General features: G+C 73.6%; 17 protein-coding genes and 1 pseudogene. 13 read left to right on the top strand and 5 right to left on the bottom strand.

Annotation, left to right across the window (positions count from 1 at the left end):
- Positions 1–103: 103 nt before the first annotated feature.
- Entirely contained in the window at positions 104–265 is a 162-nt protein-coding gene (locus ACIGAN_RS06100) for a hypothetical protein (protein ID WP_365098723.1), read from the top strand.
- Positions 266–317: 52 nt separating this feature from the next.
- Complete coding sequence (locus ACIGAN_RS06095) at positions 318–719, top strand: DUF3662 domain-containing protein (RefSeq protein WP_365098722.1); 402 nt, start codon at positions 318–320, stop codon at positions 717–719.
- A 7-nt stretch (positions 720–726) separates the two neighbouring features.
- Here the strand turns inward: ACIGAN_RS06095 and ACIGAN_RS06090 are convergent, their stop codons facing one another.
- The 3 genes from ACIGAN_RS06090 to ACIGAN_RS06080 all read right to left on the bottom strand — a co-directional run bounded on the left by ACIGAN_RS06090 (position 727) and on the right by ACIGAN_RS06080 (position 5,448).
- Entirely contained in the window at positions 727–2,394 is a 1,668-nt protein-coding gene (locus ACIGAN_RS06090) for a glycosyltransferase family 39 protein (RefSeq protein WP_399855273.1), read from the bottom strand.
- A 21-nt stretch (positions 2,395–2,415) separates the two neighbouring features.
- Positions 2,416–4,326, bottom strand: a complete 1,911-nt coding sequence (locus ACIGAN_RS06085; RefSeq protein WP_399855270.1) for a phosphatase PAP2 family protein — start codon at positions 4,324–4,326, stop codon at positions 2,416–2,418.
- 222 nt (positions 4,327–4,548) lie between these two features.
- Complete coding sequence (locus ACIGAN_RS06080; RefSeq protein WP_399855268.1) at positions 4,549–5,448, bottom strand: N-acetylglucosamine kinase; 900 nt, start codon at positions 5,446–5,448, stop codon at positions 4,549–4,551.
- A 240-nt stretch (positions 5,449–5,688) separates the two neighbouring features.
- Here ACIGAN_RS06080 and ACIGAN_RS06075 point away from each other — a divergent pair, with 240 nt between their 5' ends.
- The 5 genes from ACIGAN_RS06075 to ACIGAN_RS06055 all read left to right on the top strand — a co-directional run bounded on the left by ACIGAN_RS06075 (position 5,689) and on the right by ACIGAN_RS06055 (position 12,068).
- A complete protein-coding gene (locus tag ACIGAN_RS06075; RefSeq protein ID WP_399855267.1) occupies positions 5,689–6,810 on the top strand; it encodes an ROK family protein in 1,122 nt (373 codons plus the stop codon).
- A gap of 280 nt (positions 6,811–7,090) precedes the next feature.
- Positions 7,091–8,419 carry an ABC transporter substrate-binding protein gene (locus tag ACIGAN_RS06070; protein WP_399855264.1) on the top strand — a complete coding sequence of 443 codons (1,329 nt, stop codon included), beginning with the start codon at positions 7,091–7,093 and terminating at the stop codon, positions 8,417–8,419.
- A gap of 112 nt (positions 8,420–8,531) precedes the next feature.
- Complete coding sequence (locus ACIGAN_RS06065; RefSeq protein ID WP_399855262.1) at positions 8,532–9,443, top strand: carbohydrate ABC transporter permease; 912 nt, start codon at positions 8,532–8,534, stop codon at positions 9,441–9,443.
- On the top strand, positions 9,440–10,342 hold the full coding sequence (locus ACIGAN_RS06060; RefSeq protein ID WP_365743925.1) for a carbohydrate ABC transporter permease: 903 nt from the start codon (positions 9,440–9,442) through the stop codon (positions 10,340–10,342). Before ACIGAN_RS06065 ends, ACIGAN_RS06060 begins: the two co-directional genes overlap by 4 nt.
- A 10-nt stretch (positions 10,343–10,352) precedes the next feature.
- Positions 10,353–12,068 carry a hypothetical protein gene (locus ACIGAN_RS06055; RefSeq protein ID WP_399855259.1) on the top strand — a complete coding sequence of 572 codons (1,716 nt, stop codon included), beginning with the start codon at positions 10,353–10,355 and terminating at the stop codon, positions 12,066–12,068.
- Positions 12,069–12,090: 22 nt separating this feature from the next.
- Here ACIGAN_RS06055 and ACIGAN_RS06050 read toward each other — a convergent pair whose 3' ends face one another.
- On the bottom strand, positions 12,091–12,735 hold the full coding sequence (locus ACIGAN_RS06050; RefSeq protein WP_399855257.1) for a nucleoside/nucleotide kinase family protein: 645 nt from the start codon (positions 12,733–12,735) through the stop codon (positions 12,091–12,093).
- Positions 12,736–12,847: 112 nt separating this feature from the next.
- Between ACIGAN_RS06050 and ACIGAN_RS06045 the strand changes: the two genes are divergently transcribed.
- From ACIGAN_RS06045 to ACIGAN_RS06025, 5 genes and pseudogenes are all read left to right on the top strand, one after another.
- A complete protein-coding gene (locus tag ACIGAN_RS06045; RefSeq protein WP_399855255.1) occupies positions 12,848–13,585 on the top strand; it encodes a beta-phosphoglucomutase family hydrolase in 738 nt (245 codons plus the stop codon).
- Positions 13,582–15,945 carry a glycoside hydrolase family 65 protein gene (locus ACIGAN_RS06040; protein ID WP_399855253.1) on the top strand — a complete coding sequence of 788 codons (2,364 nt, stop codon included), beginning with the start codon at positions 13,582–13,584 and terminating at the stop codon, positions 15,943–15,945. The genes ACIGAN_RS06045 and ACIGAN_RS06040 overlap by 4 nt, the downstream gene beginning before the upstream one ends.
- Positions 15,946–16,050: 105 nt before the next feature.
- Positions 16,051–17,529 carry a hypothetical protein gene (locus ACIGAN_RS06035; RefSeq protein WP_399855251.1) on the top strand — a complete coding sequence of 493 codons (1,479 nt, stop codon included), beginning with the start codon at positions 16,051–16,053 and terminating at the stop codon, positions 17,527–17,529.
- Between the two features lie 318 nt (positions 17,530–17,847).
- Positions 17,848–18,057 (top strand): annotated as a pseudogene (locus tag ACIGAN_RS06030) (HoxN/HupN/NixA family nickel/cobalt transporter); the annotation flags it as partial.
- A gap of 345 nt (positions 18,058–18,402) precedes the next feature.
- Positions 18,403–18,894: a DUF5709 domain-containing protein gene (locus ACIGAN_RS06025; RefSeq protein ID WP_399855346.1), complete on the top strand. Its 492-nt coding sequence runs from the start codon at positions 18,403–18,405 to the stop codon at positions 18,892–18,894.
- A 264-nt stretch (positions 18,895–19,158) separates the two neighbouring features.
- On the opposite strand, the gene ACIGAN_RS06020 is transcribed toward ACIGAN_RS06025, so the two are convergent.
- Entirely contained in the window at positions 19,159–19,365 is a 207-nt protein-coding gene (locus tag ACIGAN_RS06020) for a hypothetical protein (RefSeq protein ID WP_399855248.1), read from the bottom strand.
- 228 nt (positions 19,366–19,593) lie between these two features.
- Here ACIGAN_RS06020 and ACIGAN_RS06015 point away from each other — a divergent pair, with 228 nt between their 5' ends.
- Entirely contained in the window at positions 19,594–19,830 is a 237-nt protein-coding gene (locus tag ACIGAN_RS06015) for a chaplin (protein ID WP_365098709.1), read from the top strand.
- Positions 19,831–19,970: the final 140 nt, after the last annotated feature.

Raw genomic sequence — 19,970 nt, 5'->3', positions numbered from 1 at the left:
ACCAGGGCTTCTCGGCGGGAGCACATGAGCTGCCCGCGGCAGGGATACCCGGAGGCCGGGCGGGAACCCGCCGCCTGACGAGATCTTGAGAGGAGTCACCGCCATGACCACCCCCGAGGAGAACCGGCCCAAGACGGACACCACCGACGAGGTCCTGGAGCAGCACGACGACAACGCCTCCCGGACGCCCGGCGCGACCGGCCGCACGATGCGCGAGGCCCTGGAGGAGGCCGAGGTGCGCCCCGACGACTTCGACGAGCGGTGACCCCCGCCGGCCCCGCATCCGAACCGACGACGTTTCCGGCAGGTGAGACCGCATGGGCGCGCTGAGTGCGCTGGAACAGGCTCTGGAGAACCGATGGGAGGCGCTGTGGGCGCGGGTTCTCGACAAGGAACCGGTGGAGGTCCTCGACGCCCTGCGACGCGAGTGCGACGCCAACGCGGTCGTGTGCGGTGAGGGCCGGGTCATGGTCCCCAACGCCTACGACGTCGAACTGCCCGACGACGTCCACGAGCACCTGGCCCGCTCCGGCACCGACGTGGGAGAGGCCCTCACCGACAGCCTGTCCCGGCACGCCGAGCGCCGGGGCTACGAGTGGGCGGGCCCGCTGGCGGTCCATGTGGCGCGCTGTCCCGAGGTCCCCAACGGCCGCTACCGGGTGGCCAGCAGGGTGATGCCCCACGTGAGCGCCGACGGCTTCTTCCGCGCGGCCCACTGAACGGCCCTCAACGGCGATAGATCGTGATCGAGTGCCCGACACGGTCCACGGGGCGGCTGGTGCCGATCAACTCGGCCAGCCGTCCCGTCGCCTTGGCGGCCGCCGAGTCCGACACCACCAGCAGCCCTCGCACGCCGGCCACCGGCACCCGGCGCGGATCGGCGCTCTCGATGCCGTAGAAGCCCGGCACTCCGCCGCCCTTGTACACGAGCCACACGCGCTCACCCGGATACCGCTCCCGCAGCCGGTCCGCGAGCCGCCCCAGGTCCTGCCCCCAGTCCACGTTCGAGTCGTGCAGCCACTCCCGCGTCCTGCCCGGTCCCCCGAACGCCTCGTTGGAGTACGGCAGATAGAAGGGGAACGCCCGCACCGAACTCACCGCGACGCACGTCACGAGCACGGCCACGCCCGCGGTCACCCACCGTCGCCGCACCACCTGCACGCACCCCGCCGCCACGGCGAGGAACAGCGGCAGGAAGACGACGTACCGGACCCCCAGGTCCCGCGCCCCCGGCAGGAGCGCCGCGAACAGCGCGACGGGAGCGGCCAGTACATAGGGGGCGGCGGGCCGCAGCCGCCGGGAGGCGACCACGGCCACCACGCCCCCGGCCCACAGGGCGGTCGTCCCGAGCGGCGTCTTCACCAGCAGCGCGGCCGGCAGGTAGTACCAGCGCGACCCGTCGTACACGCGGCCGAAGAGAAAACCCTGCCACCGCCGGTTCTCCAGCCCGAACTGCAGGCGCATGCCGTCCCGGTAGGCCTCGGGGAAGGGGAGGAACCGGACCAGCTGCCCCCGCAGCCCGTGCACCACGGGCACGTGCTGCTCCGGTGCCCAGCGCAGCCGGGGATCGACGGCCAGGTAGGCGGCCCACACGACGGCGACCGCGGCCAGGACCACCACGCCCGCGGCGGCCGCCGCCCGCACCGCGCGCCGGCCCCCCGCCACCACCGACAGCGCGGCCAGGGCCGTCATCACCGGCACAGCGGGCAGCGTGCTCATCCTCGTGGCCAGCGCGGCGCCCAGCGCCACCCCGGCGAGCGGCACGTACGGCAGGGGCCGCCGGCGGGCCCGCCACGCCAGCCACGCCGACGTCAGCACGAACCCGGCGGCCGGCACGTCGAGCGTGGCGAGCGAGCCGTGCGCGATGACGTCGGGGGAGAAGCAGTACAGCGCCAGCGCCGCGAACCCCGCGACGGTTCCGGCGAGTTCACGGGCGAAGGCGAAGACGACCAGCCCGAACAGCAGGGTCAGGGCGATCACCGGGAGGCGGGCCCACAGCATCAGCCGCCAGGGGTCGTTGCCCGACGCGTAGAGCAGATGCCGCCCCAGGCCACCCTGGTCGCCGGCGAAGTCCCGGTCCACGTGCGGACCGGCGAGGACCACCCCGGTACCGATGAGCAGCTTGCCGAGCGGCGGATGCTCGGGGTTGTGCCGCAGCCGGTGCTCGTACACGTACTCGGCGGCGGCGCCGACGTACACCGGTTCGTCGATCGTGGGAGTCTGCCGGAGGGCTGTCGTCACCATCGCGCAGGCCATCTGCGCGAGCAGCACCGCCACCAGCAGCCGCACCGGCCACCGTCCGCCGGGCCGTCGTACCGCCCCCGCGGCGGGCGGGAGCGGCACCGGCCGGACGACGGCGGGGGCGAGCAGGTCCCTCATGGACCCACTGTGCATCAGCCCCCGCCGCGCGCGGTGTCACCGCCGCACGAGTCGCACCGACAGTCCGTCAGCCCCGTGTACCGGCACGGCCCGCAGCGTCGCCGAGTCCAGCTCCACCCGGTCGAACCGGCCGCGCAGCCCCGGGGCGGACAGCACCGGGACCGTCGTGCCCACGGCCGGCGGCCGCTCGGCGTCGAGCCGCAGCGCCAGCACACCGCCGCGCAGCAGGGCCCGCCGGCCCACCGTGAGGGCCGGACCGCGCCGCGCGCGCAGCGTCAGCTCCAGCGTCGACCCGCCGTCCTGCACGTAGCAGCCGCGCACCCGCACGGTCTCGCCGACGCGCAGCGTGCCGCCCGCGACCCGGACGTCACCGCGGCCCAGGGCGTCCGGGGTGGCGGCGACGAGCGTGCCGGCCTCGACGGTCGTCCCGCCGCGGTGGCGGTTGTGACCGGTCAGGGTGAGCGTCCCCGTGCCGCGCTTGGTGAGACCGCCCTCGCCCCCGATGTCGTTGCGCCAGCTGTCGGCCGCGTGGAACCCGCCGGCCGCCGCGTCCAGGGTGACGGTCACGTCCCGGTCGAAGGCGCCGTAGCCGTCCGCCGCCGCGAACAGGTCGAGCCGTCCCCACTGTTCGAAGCCGTCCAGCAGCACGTACCCGGAGGGCAGCGCGGTCGTGCGCAGGACCTCGCGCCGCTGGTCCGCGCTCAGGTAGGGCAGCCGCGTCTCCAGCAGCACCTCCGCGCCCTTGGGCACGGTGAGCGGGGCCTCGGGCCCGCGCCGGGGCAGGACGTACGTCAATCTGGGCGCGACCGCCCGGGCGTTGGCCGCGCGGTCGGCGTAGGGGTCGGCGGCGTCGGAGTGGGCGTAGTCGTACAGCGTGTCCGCCGTCGTGCCGGTCCGCCGTGTGAAGCAGACGAGGGCCTGCGCGCGGGCCGCCGTCTTCAGCTCCGCGTTCGCCGGATCGGCCAGGGCCGCGGCGGCCAGCGCGGTGGCCATGATCCGGCCGCCGATCACGTCGACCGTGGAGTGCATGCCCGCCACGATCCGGGTGTGGCTCAGCTCGAACGCGCGCGTCACCAGCTCCTGGAAGCGCTCCGGCACCGCGTAGGCGAAGGCGAGAGCGGCCAGGTGGAAGGCGTTGGTGTGGCCGCTGGGGAAGCCGCCGTCCTCCTGCGCGTTCTCGGAGCGCTGGCGCAGCAGCTGCGGGGCGACCACCACCTCCGAGTCGTACACCGGGTAGCCGAGCGCGTCCTTCCGCCCGGTGTCGACGACCTCGCTGTCCTCGTTCATGCGCCAGGGGCGCGGGTACTGGAAGGCGAACTTGGCCGGGTTGCCGGAGGCGAACGGGCCGCGCACGGTGTCGACCAGCCGTGCGACGAGGCCCAGCTCCGAGTCGTGGGAGCCGGCGCCGAGCGCCGATCCGGCCGGGGCGCCGGCCGGCAGGGTGTCGCTGATCTTGCCGGGGGGCATGCCGTCCGGTGCCTCGGTGATCGACGTGACGGCCCTGGCGCCCGCCGTGTACGGCCCGGCGAGCGGACCGAGGCCGGCGATCATGGCGTAGCTCTGGTGCCGCCGGTCGTAGAGGAACGCCTCCTTGGCCTGTGCCTCGGTGCGGGAGCGGGTGAGGCGGGCGCAGTAGCGCATGTTGGCGCGCAGCACCTCGCGGTCCAGGACCCGGCCGGTGTCCCAGGCGTCGCCGGTCTTCCACACCTCGGCCATGCCGCCGAGGATCCGGACGACCGCGTTGGTCCCGGGGGTCTGGTGGGCGACGACGTTCGACGTGTAGTCGTCGACGAACGCGGGCAGGCCCGTGGCCGCCTTCGCGTTCGCCGCGGCCTGCCAGGTGACCAGTGCCGGTGCGGCGAGCAGCCCCGCCGAGGCGCCCAGGGAGGTCTTGAGGAAACCCCGCCGGTCGACGGCGGCGGTGCGGTGCCCGGCTGATGACGGCATGGTGCGCCTCTCTCTTGTGCGACGGAAGCGTTCCGCGACGGAAAGCCCGGCCGTGCGGCCGGCGAGCGGTGGGAGTGCGGTGCGCAGTGCGGTGCGCTGTGCGGTGCGGGTGCCTTCGGCGGCTTCTGCGGCACGGGGTGCGTAGGAGCGAAGACCTGCGGCCGGACCGTGACCCGGTGCGGAGGAAGCGGCCACGGGCCGTGGGGCGGTCGGCCGGCCGGCTCACAGCAGCGAACGGGCCAGCGTGAGCGCGCCCTGCACCGGCGGCACCCGCAGGCGGTGCGGACGGGCCGTGGGCAGGGATGTCGCGAGGGCGGCGGTGAACGCCTCGTACAGCGCCGGCTGGGCGAGCACCGTGCCGCCCGCCACCACGACGTCGTCCACGCTGACGCCGCGCGCGGCGAGGCGGACGACCAGGGCCGCGAGGGCCCGGCCGCCGTCGGCGATCACGGCCCGGGCGAGCGGCGAGCCCGCCGCGGCCGCCGTGAACACGACGGGACAGTGGCGGCCCCACTCGGCCGAGACGTCCGTGGCGGCTTCCAGCGCCGCGCCGAGCGCGGGCACCTCGGCCACACCGAACGCCGCGACCAGGCCCTCGGCCAGCGCGTCGGGCTCCTCGCCCCGGTCGTGCGCCGCCCAGACGGCCCGGGCCGCCTCCCGGACGAGCCCGGCCGCGCCGCCCTCGTCGCCGAGCACCGCGCCCCAGCCGCCGACCTGTACCGCACGGCCCTCGGGGGAGCGCCCCACCGCGACCGAACCGGTGCCGGCGACCAGACCGACGCCCCGGTCCAGCCCGGCGGCGGGCACGAGCAGCTCGGCGTCCCCCACGACCAGCGCGGGCACCCCCAGCCGTTCCTCCAGCGCCGCCCGGATGCCCGCGCACTGGCGGGGCGTCTCACAGGCGTGCCCGCCCACGGCGACCGCGGACGGCCGGGCGCGGGCGGGCAGGGCGTCGTGGACGAGCGCGGCCAGCCAGTCCGCCGCGGCCGGGGCGTCGTGCGGGCGCCAGCCCGCACTGCTGCGGACACGGTCCACGACGGTGGTGCCGCCGGAGAGGGCACGCAGCTGCGTCTTGGTGCCGCCCACGTCGATGCCGACCGCGTAAGGCGTCGAGTCCTGCACGGGTCCTCTTTCGTCATCGCGCGGTCATGCCGAGCGGCAGGCGAACCACTCGTCGGACCACGGCAGTTGAAGAGGTAGGGAAGCCCCGGGACGGGCTTCTACGGGGCACGGCAGGCGAGTACCGTGAAGTTCGTTAGGAAGTTAACTAACGAAGTAGGGTGCGTCAAGAGGCACGGAATTCCCGGTGCCGCGCCACCCTTGCCGCCGCCCTGCCCGGCCGCAGCACGACCTGGGGAGACCATGCACCTGAGCGACAGTGCCCGTGTGGTGTTCGACGTACTGGCCGGGACGGGCACGGCCACCCGCCCGCAGCTGGCAGCCGGTGCCGGCCTTTCCAAGCCGACCGTCTCCGCCGCGGTCGCCGAGCTGGAGGCCGCCGGGCTCGCCGCCCACTCGGGGCGGGCCTCCGGCTCCACCGGCCGCAGCGCCGCCGTCTACCGGCTCGGCCCGGCCGCCGGTGCCGTGCTCGCCGTCGACCTCGGGCCCGCCGAGACCCGGGTGCGCGGCTGCGCCCTGGACGGCACCCTGCTCGCCGACGGCACCGGGTCCCGGCCCGAGGCGGCCGCCACCGTCCGCGAGGTCCTCGACGCGCTGCCCGCCGGGGCCCCGCTGCGCGCCGTCGTCGTCGCGGTCGGCGACGTCCCCACGCGCGACGGGGAGGGCGCCGGGGAGCGCCCCGCGACCGCCAAGGCCGGTCCCGTCTTCGACGCGATGGCCGTCGCGCTGCCCGAGGGCGTGCCGGTCCACCTGGAGAACAACGTCAACTGCGCCGCCCTCGCCGAACTGCACGAGGGCGCCGCCGTCGGCCGTGACACCTTCGGCTACCTGCGCATCGGCGTCGGCATCGGTCTCGCCGTCGTCATCGGCGGCCGGGTGCTGCGCGGCGCGAACGGCGCCGCCGGTGAGGTGGCCCGCCTGCCCTACCCCTGGGACGACGACCGCGCCCCGCGCCACGAGGGCCTGGAGCAGCGCATGGGCTCGCGCACCCTGCTGCGCCGGGCCGCCGAGGCCTGGCGGGACGGTGACGGGCCCCGCCCGCGCACCGCGGACCGGCTGCTCGCCCTCTCCGCGCAGGGGCACGCCACGGCCCGCGCCGTGGTCGACGCGCACGCCGCCGACGTGGGCCGGCTCGCCGCCGCCGTCGCCGCCGTACTGGATCCCGGGCTGATCGTGCTGGGCGGGGGCACCGGCGCGGATCCGCAGCTGCTGCCCCGGGTGCGGGCCGAGCTGGCCCGGCTGAGCTGGCCGACGGAGGTGGTCAGCAGCGTGGTGGGGGACACCGGAACCGTGGCGGGCGCGAGCAGGCTGGCCGTGGCCCATGGAATTCAAACCGTGACCGGAGCCGTGCGGGCGAAGCATTGACGGCTGCGGCATCGGTCTGCCAATGTCCGGACAAGCGCTTTCTAAGTCGGCCGGGACGCCGACTCCGGGTAAGCCTCCCGCTCGTACGCGAAGTACGGCAGCCGCACGAGGGCGAGCTTGTGCGACGCCGGCCGTCATGGCCGGGGACCCCACCCGTGAAGGCGACGTGGCCGGGCGAGGCCGCGCCCCCGGGAAGCCACATTCGAAATTTCCAGCAGACTGCACCCGTGCCGCCTCGGCTGGCGCCGTGCTTCTTCCGCTACGAGAAAAGGGATCGAAGATGATCAGTGTGGGTGTGCGGCGCTCCCGCCGGCTCGGCCGCGGCGGCATCCGCCGCGTGGTTCCCCTCGCCGCCGTGGCCACGGCAGGGGCACTGCTGCTCTCCGCCTGCGGGTCGGGGTCCGGCTCGGGCGGCGACGAGAAGTCGCTGACGTTCTGGATCTCTACGGTCCCCGGACAGGACGCGGGCTGGAAGAAGATGGTGGCGCAGTACAAGAAGGAAGCCGGCGTCTCCGTCAAGCTCGTCAACATCCCCTACGACGGCTACCCGGCGAAGCTGCACAACGCCGCGCAGGCGAACTCCCTGCCCGACGTGGCGGCCGTGCCGGCGCTGGACCCGATCTGGGCGAACAAGCTGATCGACCTCACGTCCATCGCCGACAACAAGAGCTACAACATCAACAAGAACTTCATCGCCAAGGACTCGTCCGGGAAGGTGCTGTCCATTCCCTCGGACATCACCGCGTCCGGCCTGTTCATCAACAAGTCGCTGTTCGACAAGGCCGGCGTCGACTACCCGGCCTCGCCGGAGAAGACCTGGACCTGGACGGACTTCATCAAGGCCGCGGACAAGGTCCGGGACAAGACCGGCGCCAAGTACTCCCTCACCTTCGACCAGTCGCCCTCCCGGCTGCGCGCCATGGTCTACGAACTCGGCGGCAAGTACGTCCACGCGGACTCCTCGGGCACGTTCTCCGTGGACGCCGCGACCCGGAAGGCCGTGAAGCGGTTCGTCGGCCTGAACGACGACAGGACCATGCCCAAGTCGGTGTGGACCAGCGGCGCCGACCCGTCCGCCATGTTCCAGAGCGGTGACGTGGTCGCCTACTGGTCCGGCGTGTGGCAGGTGCCCGCCTTCGCCGAGAGCATCAAGAAGTTCGAGTGGGCGAGCGTCCCGACCCCCGCCGAGCCGGTGCAGGCCAGCGACGTCAACAGCGGCGGCATGATGGTCGGCTTCGACAACAACGAGGCCGCGGCCGGCGCCGCGCAGAAGTTCATCTCCTGGCTGTACGAGCCGGACCACTACCGCGCGCTGTGCGAGGCGTCCGGGTTCCTGCCCGTCGAGAGCGGCCTGAACCCGAAGTACCCCTTCACCTCCGAGGCGGCCCAGGCGGCGTTCAAGCTCTACAACGAGTCGATCCCGCTGTACGAGCCGATCTCGGGCTACTTCAACACCGCGCAGACGAACTGGGTGCTGAAGGGCAAGAGCCTCACCGAGGACCCGACCAAGACGGAGCTCGGCAAGGCGATCAACGGCCAGCAGTCGGTCGACAAGGCCCTGGACAACATCGTGGCCGGCTACAACCAGCAGGTCGGCGGCGGATCGTGAGCCGCGGGCCGGGCGGGCCGCAGATCAGCCCGCCCGGCCCCGCGCGCCCGCCGCTGCCGGGCTCATGGCGTGAGCCCACCGGAACCCCTTCCCCCAGCACGGAGACAGGAAGATGACCAAACGCGCCTCGGACGTGTCCGCGAGCCCGCCCAGGAGACGCAGTCGCCACACCCTCGCGCCGCTCGTCCTCATCGCGGCCAACGTCGTACTCTTCGCGCTGTTCTTCGTCTGGCCCGCGGTGATCGGGCTCGTCTACTCCTTCACGAACTACACCGGCGTCGGCGCGTTCCGGTTCGTCGGGCTGGACAACTACGCCGAACTCATCGGCGACTCCGCCTTCTACGACGCGCTGACCAGGACGCTGCTGTACACCGTGCTCTTCGTCCCGCTGAACTTCGTGCTGTCGCTGCTGATCGCCAACACGCTGGTGAGCAAGCACGCCAAGGGAGTCTCCGTCGCCCGCGTCTTCTTCTTCATCCCCTGGCTGCTGTCGCCCATCGTCGTGGGTGTCCTGTGGCGGTGGCTGTTCGGCGAGAACTTCGGACTGGTCAACTACCTCATCGAGAAGTCCGGCGGCAGCGCCGTTCCCTGGCAGTCGAACGCCGACCTGTCGCTGCTGGTGGTCGTGGTGGCGGCGTCCTGGGCCTGGACGGGCTTCTCCATGCTGCTGTTCATCGCGGCGATCAAGAACGTGCCGGCGTCGTACTACGAGGCGGCCGCGCTCGACGGCGCCGGTCCGTGGCGCCAGTTCGTCAGCATCACCCTGCCGAGCATCGCGCCCACGTCCTTCATCGTCATCCTGCTCAACACGATCCACGCGATGAAGGAGTATCCGCTGTTCGCCTCCCTCAACAACGGCGGACCCGGGACGTCGAACAACCTGCTTGTGCAGTACATCTACCAGACCGGCTTCAAGTCGGGCCAGATCGGCTACGCGAGCGCCGCGTCGTTCGTGCTCATGCTCATCCTGATGGCCGTCGCGGTCGTCCAGCTGATCGTCAACCGGCGGGTGGAGAACCGATGACAACCACAGACATGCCACGCCCGGTCGACGCCGGGCCCGCGCGGGCCGTTCCCGGGAAGCGGCGTCGTGACCGCACCGGCGGCGGGTTCCGGCGCGCGGTGCCCGCCACGACCCTGCTGTGGGTCCTGGCGGCCCTGTACGGGGTGCCGGTGCTGTGGTTCGTCCTCAGCTCCTTCAAACCGGCGGGAGACCTGTTCTCCCTCCCGCTGACGCTGTTCCCGCACGACCCCACCGTGTCCGGGTACAAGGCGGCCTGGGAGAGCGCCAACTTCTCCCAGTACTTCATCAACACCACCGTCGTGTGCCTGGTCGCGACGATCCTCACGGTGGGGGTGAGCTGCTGCACCGGCTACGCGCTGGCCAAGTACGACAACAAGTGGCTCAAGGCGTTCTTCGTCTGCATCCTGGCCACCACGATGCTGCCGTCCGAGGTCATGCTCGCCCCGCAGTTCCTGGTCGTCCGCGACCTCGGCCTGTACAACTCGCTCGCCGGCATCATCCTCCCGGCCGTGCTCACCGCGACCGGCTGCTTCATGTTCCGCCAGTTCTTCCTGACCGTGCCCGACGAACTCGTCGAGGCGGCCCGCATCGACGGCGCGCGGGAGCTGTCGATCTTCCTGCGGATCATGGTGCCGATCTCCCGGCCCATCATGCTGACGCTCGCGATCCTGTCGTTCCAGTGGCGCTGGAACGACTACATCTGGCCGCTGCTGATGCTCAACGACCCCGACAAGTTCACCGTGCAGATCGGCATCCAGAGCCTCGTCGGGGCACAGAACATCAACTGGTCGGTGCTGCTGGGCGGATCGGTCATCTCCATGGTTCCGCTGATCGTCGTCTTCCTGGTGTTCCAGCGGTACGTCATGAACGCCGACATCAACGCCGGACTGAAGGACTGAGGGACCGATCGTGCCGAGCCCAGTCGACCACGAGTTCGTCCGCGCGGTGGCCGCCGCCGCCGACCGGCTCGCCGCCCCGCTGGCGGCCCGCCCCGGCGAGGAAGCCGCCGGTGTGCCCCACCGCGCCCTGGCGCACCGGGTGAAGACCCTGCTCGCGGCGTACCGTTCACCGCACTCGGCACTGCACGGCAGCGAGCGGGCCCTCGCCGCCGCCACGACCCACCTCGGCGCCCTGCGGGCCGCGCAGACCACCACCGGCCTCTTCGCCGGCGGCGACAACGTGCAGTCGCCGCCCGACTCCGCGTTCACCGTCAACGACGTGTGCGACGCGCACGTCCTCGCCGCGGGCGGCGGACCGGAACTGCGGGACGTCGCGGCCGCGCTCGCGGAGATCGCCGGAGCCGCCCGCGACAGTCTCCTGACCGGTGGGGTGCACACCCCGAACCACCGCTGGGAGCTGAGCGCGGCCCTGGCCCGCCTGCACCGGTCGTTCCCCGACGGCCGGCTGCTCGACCGCGTCGAGGAGTGGCTCGCCGAGGGCGTCGACATCGACGCCGAGGGCCTGTACTCGGAACGCAGCGCCAACTACGCGGCCCACGTGTCCAACCCGTCGCTGCTGGTGCTGGCCGACGTCCTCGGCCGGGCCGACCTGCTGGACGCCGTCGCCCGCAACCTCGCCACCACCCTGGACCTCATCAGGCCGGACGGCACGGTGGAGACCGTCCTGTCGCGGCGGCAGGACCAGAACCACCCGTTCCCGCTCGCGCCCTACCTGCCGCACTACCGCCTGCTGGCGATCCGCACCGGACGGGGCGACTTCAGCCGGGCGGCGCGGCAGGCGGCCGCCGGCGGCATCGACGACCCCGGGCTGCTCGCCGAGACCCTCCTCACCCCGGACCTGTGCCGCGTCCTGCCGGCACCCGAGCCGGAGGCGCTGCCCCGCGCCCGCTACCTCACCACCGCGCGCCTGGCCGCACGAGCCTCGGCCACGGCGCACACCGTGGTGTACGGCGGCTCCGACGTGCCCGAGCACCGGCGCATCCGCTCCGGCCTCGCCTGCAACCCCACCTTCCTGCGCCTGTTCGCCGGTGACGCGGTCCTCGACGCGGTCCGCCTCGCGCGGGGCTTCTTCGACCTGGGCCCGTTCCGCGCCGCCGGCGTGCAGCGCCTCGGCGACAGCCGCTACCGGCTCACCGAGACCCTCTCGGCCGCCTACTACCAGCCGCTCGCCCCGGGCCGCAGACACCACGACGGCGCCTACCGCATGGCGGACGAGGGCCGCTTCTCGGCCGCCATGGCCTTCCCGGACCGGCCCCGGGACGAGGTCTCCCACACCACCGGTATCGAGGTGGACCTGCGGGAGGACGGGGCCGACCTGCGGATCGACATCAGCGGACCCCGCGTGCCCTGGTGCCTGGAACTCACCTTCCGCCCGGGAGGCGTGCCGGAGGGCGCCGTGCCGATCGGCGACGGGCGCTGGTGCCTGACGTCCGGGCCGATGACCTACCGGGCCGGTGCCGACGAGATCCGCGTCGAGGCCGGTGTGGAGGCGGGTGAACCGCTGGCCGGGCCGGACCGCGGCGACGTGCTGCGCTACGACCCGGGGCAGGACTACACCGTGGTGGGCGGCACCGACGCCACGCGCGGGAACCGCGTCTACCTCGGCGGACTGGGCCCGCACACCCTGACCGTCGCCCTGCGCGCCCGCCGGACCGGCCAGGACTGACCGCTCGCACGCGGGGAGGGGATCAGGCCGAGTCCGTCCGGATCACCAGGTCGGCCCGGTCCCGGGTGGCCGCGACCAGCTCGGCGTTGGGCTGGTCCGAGCGGGCCACCCACTCCTGCGCCTCGCGGCGGGACTTGCCGAACCGCTCGTGCCGGGCGACCAGGCGGCGGACCCGCTCGGGCTCGGGCAGCTCGCAGAACCACACCTCGTCCAGCAGGGGGCGGACACGGGCCCAGGCGCCGGTGTCCAGCAGGAGGTAGTTGCCCTCGGTGACGACCAGACGGGCCGTCGGCGGCACCGGGATCGCGCCGGCGAGCGGCTGCTCCAGGACGCGTTCGAAGCCGGGCGCGTAGACCGTGTCACCGGCGTACGCCTCCTCGCGCAGGCGCGCCAGCAGGGCCGCGTAGCCGGCCGCGTCGAACGTGCCGGGAGCGCCCTTGCGGTCCCGCAGCCCGAGGCGCTCCAGTTCGGCGTCGGCGAGATGGAAGCCGTCCATGGGAACGTAGGAGACCCAGGGCTCGCCGGAGCCGTTCAATTCCCGGACCAGGCGCTCGGCGAGCGTCGACTTGCCCGCGCCGGGGCTGCCGGCGATGCCCAGGAGCGCGCGCCGGCCCCCTCGCGGGAGGGCGCGGGCGCGCCGGACGAGTGCGTCGAAGGTGTACGGCACGGGGAAGAGTGTGTCACCCGGGTCCCGGTGGCCGCGCGGAGAGGCCCGCACTCCTTGCGCGTGTGGCGTGCGCCACTCCATGGAATCCCGCCGGGAAGGGAACCGATCCTCTATGACGCAGCTCGGTCTTCCCGACGACATCCAGGCCTGCCTCTTCGACCTCGACGGAGTCGTCACCAAGACGGCCGTCGTGCACGCGGCCGCCTGGAAGGAGATGTTCGACGCCTTCCTGCGCGCCCGTGACGGCGCGGACTTCCGGCCGTTCACCGAGGCCGACTACGACGAGTACGTCGACGGCCGGCCGCGCGCCGACGGCGTGCGCAGCTTCCTGGCCTCCCGCGGCATCGACCTGCCCGACGGCGATCCGGACGACCCACCCGGCGCGAAGACGGTGCACGGCCTCGGCAACCGCAAGAACGACCTGGTTCTGGCCAAGATCCGCACCGACGGCGTCGAGGCGTACGAGGGCACGCTGCGTTACCTGGAGGCCGTCCGCGCCCGCGGCCTGCGCACCGCGATCGTCTCCTCCAGCGCCAACTGCCGGGACGTGCTGCGCTCGATCGGCGCCGAGCACTACTTCGACGTGCGCATCGACGGCGTCGTCGCCGCCGAGCGCAAGCTGCCCGGCAAGCCGCACCCCGACACGTTCCTCGCCGCCGCCGAGGACCTCGGCGTCCGCCCGGCCCAGGCCGCCGTGTTCGAGGACGCGCTGGCCGGCATGGACGCGGGCCGCGCCGGCCGCTTCGGCTGTGTCGTCGGCGTCGACCGCGTCGGGCAGACCGACGCGCTGTACGCGCACGGCGCCGACCTCGTGGTGCGGGACCTCGCCGAACTGGGAGGCACCGCGTGATAACCCAGCGGGCGTACGGCGTCGAACCCTGGGCCGTGCGCGAGAGCGAGCTCAACCTGGACGTGCTGGCCCAGAGCGAGTCCGTGTTCGCGTTGTCCAACGGCCACGTCGGCTGGCGCGGCAACCTCGACGAGGGCGAACCCCACGGCCTGCCCGGCTCCTACCTCAACGGCGTCCACGAACTGCACCCGCTGCCGTACGCCGAGGCCGGCTACGGCTACCCCGAGTCGGGGCAGACCGCGATCAACGTCACCAACGGCAAGGTGCTGCGCCTGCTCGTCGACGACGAGCCGTTCGACCTGCGCTACGGGCGGCTCGTCACGCACGAGCGGACCCTCGATCTGCGCCGGGGCGTCCTGGAGCGGGTCTGCGAGTGGACCTCCCCGGCCGGCTCGACCGTGCGGGTGCGCTCCACCCGGCTGGTCTCCCTCACCCAGCGGGCGATCGCCGCCGTGGCGTACGAGGTCGAGCCCGTCGACAGCCGCACCCGCGTGGTCGTCCAGTCCGAACTCGTCGCCAACGAGAGCCTGCCCGAGCCGGACGGCGACCCGCGCGCGGCCCGGGCGCTGAAGTCGCCGCTGGAGCCGGAGGAGGACCTCGCCTCGGGCAGCAGGCTGCGCCTGGTCCACCGCACCCGCCGCAGCGGCCTGCGGGTCGCGGTCGCCGCCGACCACACCGTGACGGGTCCCGAGCGGACCACCACCAGCAGCGAGAGCAACGTCGACGTGGCCCGGCTGACCGTCACCTCCGTGCTGGAGCCGGGGGAGCGGCTGCGGGTGGAGAAGCTGGTCGCGCACGGCTGGTCCGGCACGCGGTCCCGGCCCGCGATGAGCGACCAGGTCGAGGCGGCCCTGGCGGCGGCCGGACACAGCGGCTGGGACGGGCTGCTGGCGGAGCAGAAGGCGTACCTGGACGACTTCTGGGCGCGCGCCGACGTCGAGGTCGACGGGGACGAGGAGATCCAGCAGGCCGTCCGCTTCGCCCTCTTCCACGTGCTGCAGGCCGGCGCCCGCGCCGAGCAGCGCGCCATCCCCGCCAAGGGGCTCACCGGCTCCGGCTACGACGGCCACGCCTTCTGGGACACCGAGGTGTTCGTGCTGCCCGTGCTGACCTACACCGAGCCGAAAGCCGCCGCCGAGGCGCTGCGCTGGCGCCTGGACACGCTGCCCGCCGCCCGCGAGCGCGCGGCCCAACTCGGCCTGCGCGGCGCCGCGTTCCCCTGGCGCACCATCGAGGGCTCGGAGGGCTCCGCCTACTGGCCGGCCGGCACGGCGGCCTTCCACGTCAACGCCGACATCGCGGACGCCGTGGTGCGCTATGTGGCCGCCACCGGCGACGAGACCTTCGAACGCGAGGTCGGCGTCGAACTGCTCGTGGAGACGGCCCGGTTGTGGCGCTCCCTCGGCCACCACGACGACCGGGGCGTCTTCCACATCGACGGCGTCACCGGACCGGACGAGTACAGCGCGATCGCCGACGACAACACGTACACCAACCTCATGGCCCGGGCGAACCTGCTGGCCGCCGCCGACGCCTGCAAGCGCCACCCCGACGAGGCCGCCCGGCTCGGCGCCGACGAGGAGGAGACGGCCGCCTGGCGGGACGCCGCCGAAGCGATGCACATCCCCTACAACGAGGAACTCGGGGTCCACGAACAGCACGCCGGCTTCACCCGCTACCAGCGCTGGGACTTCGCCCGCACCCGGCCCGACCAGTACCCGCTGATGCTGCACTTCCCCTACTTCGACCTGTACCGCAAGCAGGTCGTCAAGCAGGCGGACCTCGTGCTGGCGATGTACGTGTGCGGCAGCTTCTTCGAGGAGGCCACCGACCACCACGCCGAGGAGCAGATCGCCCGCAACTTCGCCTACTACGAGCCGCTGACCGTGCGGGACTCCTCCCTGTCCGCCTGCGTCCAGGCGGTCATAGCCGCCCGGACCGGCCATCTCGACCTGGCCTGCGCCTACACGGCCGAGGCCGCGCTGATGGACCTGGGGGACCTGGAGCACAACACCCGCGACGGGCTGCACATCGCCTCGCTGGCCGGGACGTGGATGGCGCTGGTGGCCGGGTTCGGCGGCATGCGGTGCACCGACGGCGGCCTGCGGTTCGCCCCGCGGCTGCCCGAGAGGTACCGCCGGCTGGCCTTCACCCTCCGCTTCCTCGGCCGGTCCCTGCGCGTGGAACTGACCGCCGGCCAGGCCACCTACACCCTGCGCTCCGGACCGCCCCTGACCATCCGCCACCACGGCACCGAACTGACCGTGAGCGAGGACGCCCCGGTGAGCCGGCCGGTCCCGCCGCCACCCCGGCGCCCGGCCCCCGAGCAGCCCCCGCACCGGGCCCCGCACACCCGCTGACCGCCCCCGGCGCGTCAGGCACTCGGCCGTATTCCGCCCTGCACCCCCTCGGCCGGCGAGTTAGCTTGTCCGTGTTTGCCGACTTCACGGGGTAAGGGGCGGAACATGGCCGACGGCGCGAACGCCATCCTGGCGCGCAGGCGACGGCCCGACCGGACGCCGGCGGCGGACCCGGCCGGCGGCGGGCGCGGCGACCGGGCGCTCGCCGCACTCGCCGCCGTCTTCACCCTCGCGCAGCTCGCCCTCGTACGGCCCGTGCTGGGCCTGGGCTGGGACGAGATCGTCTACGTCAGCCAGGTCACCTCCCACACCCCGGCGGCCTTCTTCAGCGCGCCGCGCTCCCGGGGCGTGTCCCTGCTGGTCGCGCCCGTCGCCTCCTGGTCGGAATCCGTCCCGCTGCTGCGCGTCTACCTCGCCGTGCTGTCGGGCCTCGCCCTCTTCCTGGCCCTGCGCGCCTGGCGCGGCCTGTTCCCGGCCCGGGTCCTGGTCACCGGCGGCGCCCTCTTCGCCACCCTGTGGATGACCCTCTTCTACGGCCCGCAGGCCATGCCCAACTACTGGGTCGCCATCGGCGCCCTGATCAGCGTGGGCTGCTTCCTGCGCGCCCGGCGGGAACGTTCCGCCCGGGCCGCGCTGTGGGGCGTGGCCGCGGGCGGCGTGCTCATGGCGTTGATGCGGCCCGGTGACGCGCTCTGGGTCGCCCTGCCCCTGCTGGCCCTCGCCCTGGCCCGGCGCCACTGGCGCCTGCTGCTCGCGTCGGCGGCGGGGCTCGCGGCGGGTGCCCTGCCGTGGGTGATCGAGGCCTGGCTCGGCCACGGCGGTCTGGCGCAGCGGCTCTCGGACGCCTCCCGCATCCAGGGCGGGCTCGGCTGGCAGTTCGCCGTCGACGACCAGCTGCGCAGCCTGGGCGGACGCGCCCTGTGCCGGCCGTGCACCGGTTCCGTGCCCCACCCGGTGGTCACCGTCTGGTGGTTCGCGCTGCCCGTCCTGGCCGGGCTCGGACTGGCCGTCGCGGCCCGCGCCCGCCGCCTGGAACGGACCCTGGTCCCCCTGGCCTGCGCCGCCACGGCCGCCGTGCCCTACCTGTTCATGATCGGCTACGCCGCCCCCCGCTTCCTCCAGCCCGCCTACGCCCTGCTGGCGATCCCCGTCGCGGACGCCCTGTGGCACCTGGTCAGGAAGCCGGGCGGCACCTGGCGACCGGTCGTCGCCGCCCTGGTCGCGCTCGGCCTGGCCGGGCACCTGGCCGTACAACTCGCCGTCCTGCACGGCGCCGTGTCCCGCAACACCGACAGCCGCCGCGACTGGGACCGCACGGCCGGCGCCCTGCACCGCCTCGGCGTCCGCCCGCCCTGCCTGCTCACCGGCCACGAGGCGATCCCCATCGGCTACTACACCGGCTGCTCCTCCGGCGCGACCTCCGGGCACAACGAGAACACCACCGTGCCGGAGATTCTGCGCACCGCCGGCCGGCTCCCGGTCGCCCACCTCGCACCCGCCGGCGGCACCCCGCCGGCGTACGCCCGCACCTGGCCCGTCCACCGCGTGTCGGACCTGGACGTCCGCGTGGCACCACGTCCCTGACGCCCCACGCGCGTTTCCCGTCCACCAGCTGCAGGCAGGGGTCGTTCGTCACCGCGGGCTCCCCGCCCTTCACGGAGTTCCCGGCGGCCCACCGCCCCGGTCTGCCCGGCACCCGCCGCGTCCTTCCGACCGACGACCGCACCGCCGGCAGCTCAGCCGCGAGATGGTCGAGCGGCGGTACACCCGGCCGGACGGTCCGAACGCCGCGGTGTGGCACCGGCCGGGGCGCGGCTGGTCGTGATCGTCGCCCCGCAGCACCGTGCCGTCGGCACCCGGACCTTCGGCGTCGGCATCGGCGTCACCGCGTACACGCTCGGCATGCGGCACGCCTTCGACGCCGACCACATCGCCGCCATCGACAACACCACCCGCAAGCTGATGGGCGAGGGGCAGCGGCCGCTGTCGGTCGGCTTCTGGTTCTCCCTCGGCCACTCCAGCGTCGTCTTCGCCCTGGCCTTCCTGCTCGGCCTCGGCGTGAAGACCCTGGCGGGACCGGTCCGCGACGGTGGATCGGCGCTCCACGACGTCACCGGCCTGATCGGCACGACCGTCTCGGGCGTGTTCCCCTACCTCATCGCGGCCGTAAACTCCTCGCCGGGCGGCTCGGCCTGCACGGCCCGTTCTGGCACTGGATCTCCGGCCTCGACCTCAACGTCCTCGGCTACGCCGTCGTCGCCCTGTTCTTCGCCACCTGGGCGCTCGGGCGCATCGAGGAGAGGTGGTCCGCGTCTCCTGGTGCGCCGGCCGGGCGGAGCGGGGAACCAGCCGTTCGCCGAGGTTAGAGCCCGCGTTACGGGAAACGCGGAACGGACAGCCGAGACGAACGAGTCGACGCAGTGCGACAGGGAGGCAGGAGTGATGGGCACGGAACCGATGCGCCCCGAACCGATGGCGGACGACGCGTACCAGCCCACCGGGACCAACGAGGAGCAGGAGGACGCCGCGCCGCTGGACCTGCAGGACGCCCTCGACGAGCGGACGTACGACGACACCCTCGACGAGGGCTACTCCCCGCCGGAGAAGCCCCTCGGTGTCACCAAGCACGGAATCACCGCCGCCGAGCAGCACGAGGGCGAGACGCTCGACCAGCGGCTGTCCCAGGAGGTCCCGGACGTGTCCGCCGAGCCCCTCGGGGACGGCGTGGGCGACAGTCCCGACAGCGACGGCGAACCGGTGGACCCCGAGGCGGGCACCGTCCGGGCCGGCCGTCTGGTCGCCCCGGACGAGGGCGCCCACCCGGACACCACGAAGGAGACCGTCGCCACGGACGTGGGCATCGACGGCGGCGCGGCGGGCGCGGAGGAGGCCGCCATGCACGTGGTGGAGGACGACACCGTCCTGCCGGAGGACGACGGCAGGCCGTGAACCGCCGGCGTCCGCCCGGTTCGCCCGATCACAGCCGAGGCCACCGTGTCCGGCGCGCGAGCGCCGAGCACGGTGGCCTCACCCGCGCTAGGCCGTGTCCGTAAAGTCCCGCCTGCCCCGCGACGCCTGGCACGCACTCTCGCCGCACCGAGCGAAGCCCCAAGTACGTCCAGTACGCGGGACTCCGCCCGGCGCGCCGAGAGCACGCACCAGACGCCGCAGGGCCCGCCCTCCGGGCGGACGACGGGACTTTACGGACACGACCTAGGGCAGCAGCTTCTCCAGCGCGGACGGTCCCTCCGCCGCCAGCTTGCGCCTGGCCCATTCCAGGTTGCGCGGCGTGAGGTCCTTGCCCGAGGCCAGGACGAGATCCTCCGGCGACACGTCGGTGCCGGTGCGGGCGTGGAGCAGGCGGTCCGGGGTGGTGCTGTCCTCGGGCGGCCGGGACGCGGAAGGCTGTGACGTCGACATGTTCTCTGCTCCTAGGGTCCGGATCGCTGGTGCGGCCCCGGTGCTGAAAAACGGGCCCGTTATCACCATTCACCGCGGGAGCGCGGCGTGCATCCGGAGAGCACGGCCGCGGCCCCCGAGGACCCCCCGCACCCCCCGGCACCCCGTTCGGACGCCCCCGGATGTCGCGCCGCCGATTTCCGGGTCAGGGTGAAGACACGTGTTCCCGCGACTGACAGGAGCTTTTCCATGCGCACACGTGTGACCGCCGCTGCCGGCCTGGCCTGCGCCGCTCTGTTCGCCTTCGCCGGTACGGCGAGCGCCGACGACGGCACCGTCGGTATCACGAAGGACAGCGGTGGCTTCCTCTCCGGCAACGTCATCCAGATCCCGGTCAACATCAACGCCAACGTCTGCGGCAACACGATCAACGTGGTCGGGCTGCTCAACCCGGCGTTCGGCAACGAGTGCACGATCAAGGACTGACGTACCGGTCGGACGTCTTGCCGGCGGGGGGGCGCCCCCCCCGGGGGGGGCCCCCCCCCCCCGGGCGGGGGGGGGGGGCGGGGGCCCGGGCCCCCCCCCCCCCCCCCGCCGGGGCCGGCCCGCCGGGGGGGGGGGCGGCC

Source organism: Streptomyces sp. NPDC085931, assembly GCF_044540565.1.
Taxonomy (GTDB): Bacteria; Actinomycetota; Actinomycetes; order Streptomycetales; family Streptomycetaceae; genus Streptomyces.
Note: the sequence above shows the minus strand (reverse complement) of the source record. Positions and strands in the feature narration are given on the sequence as shown.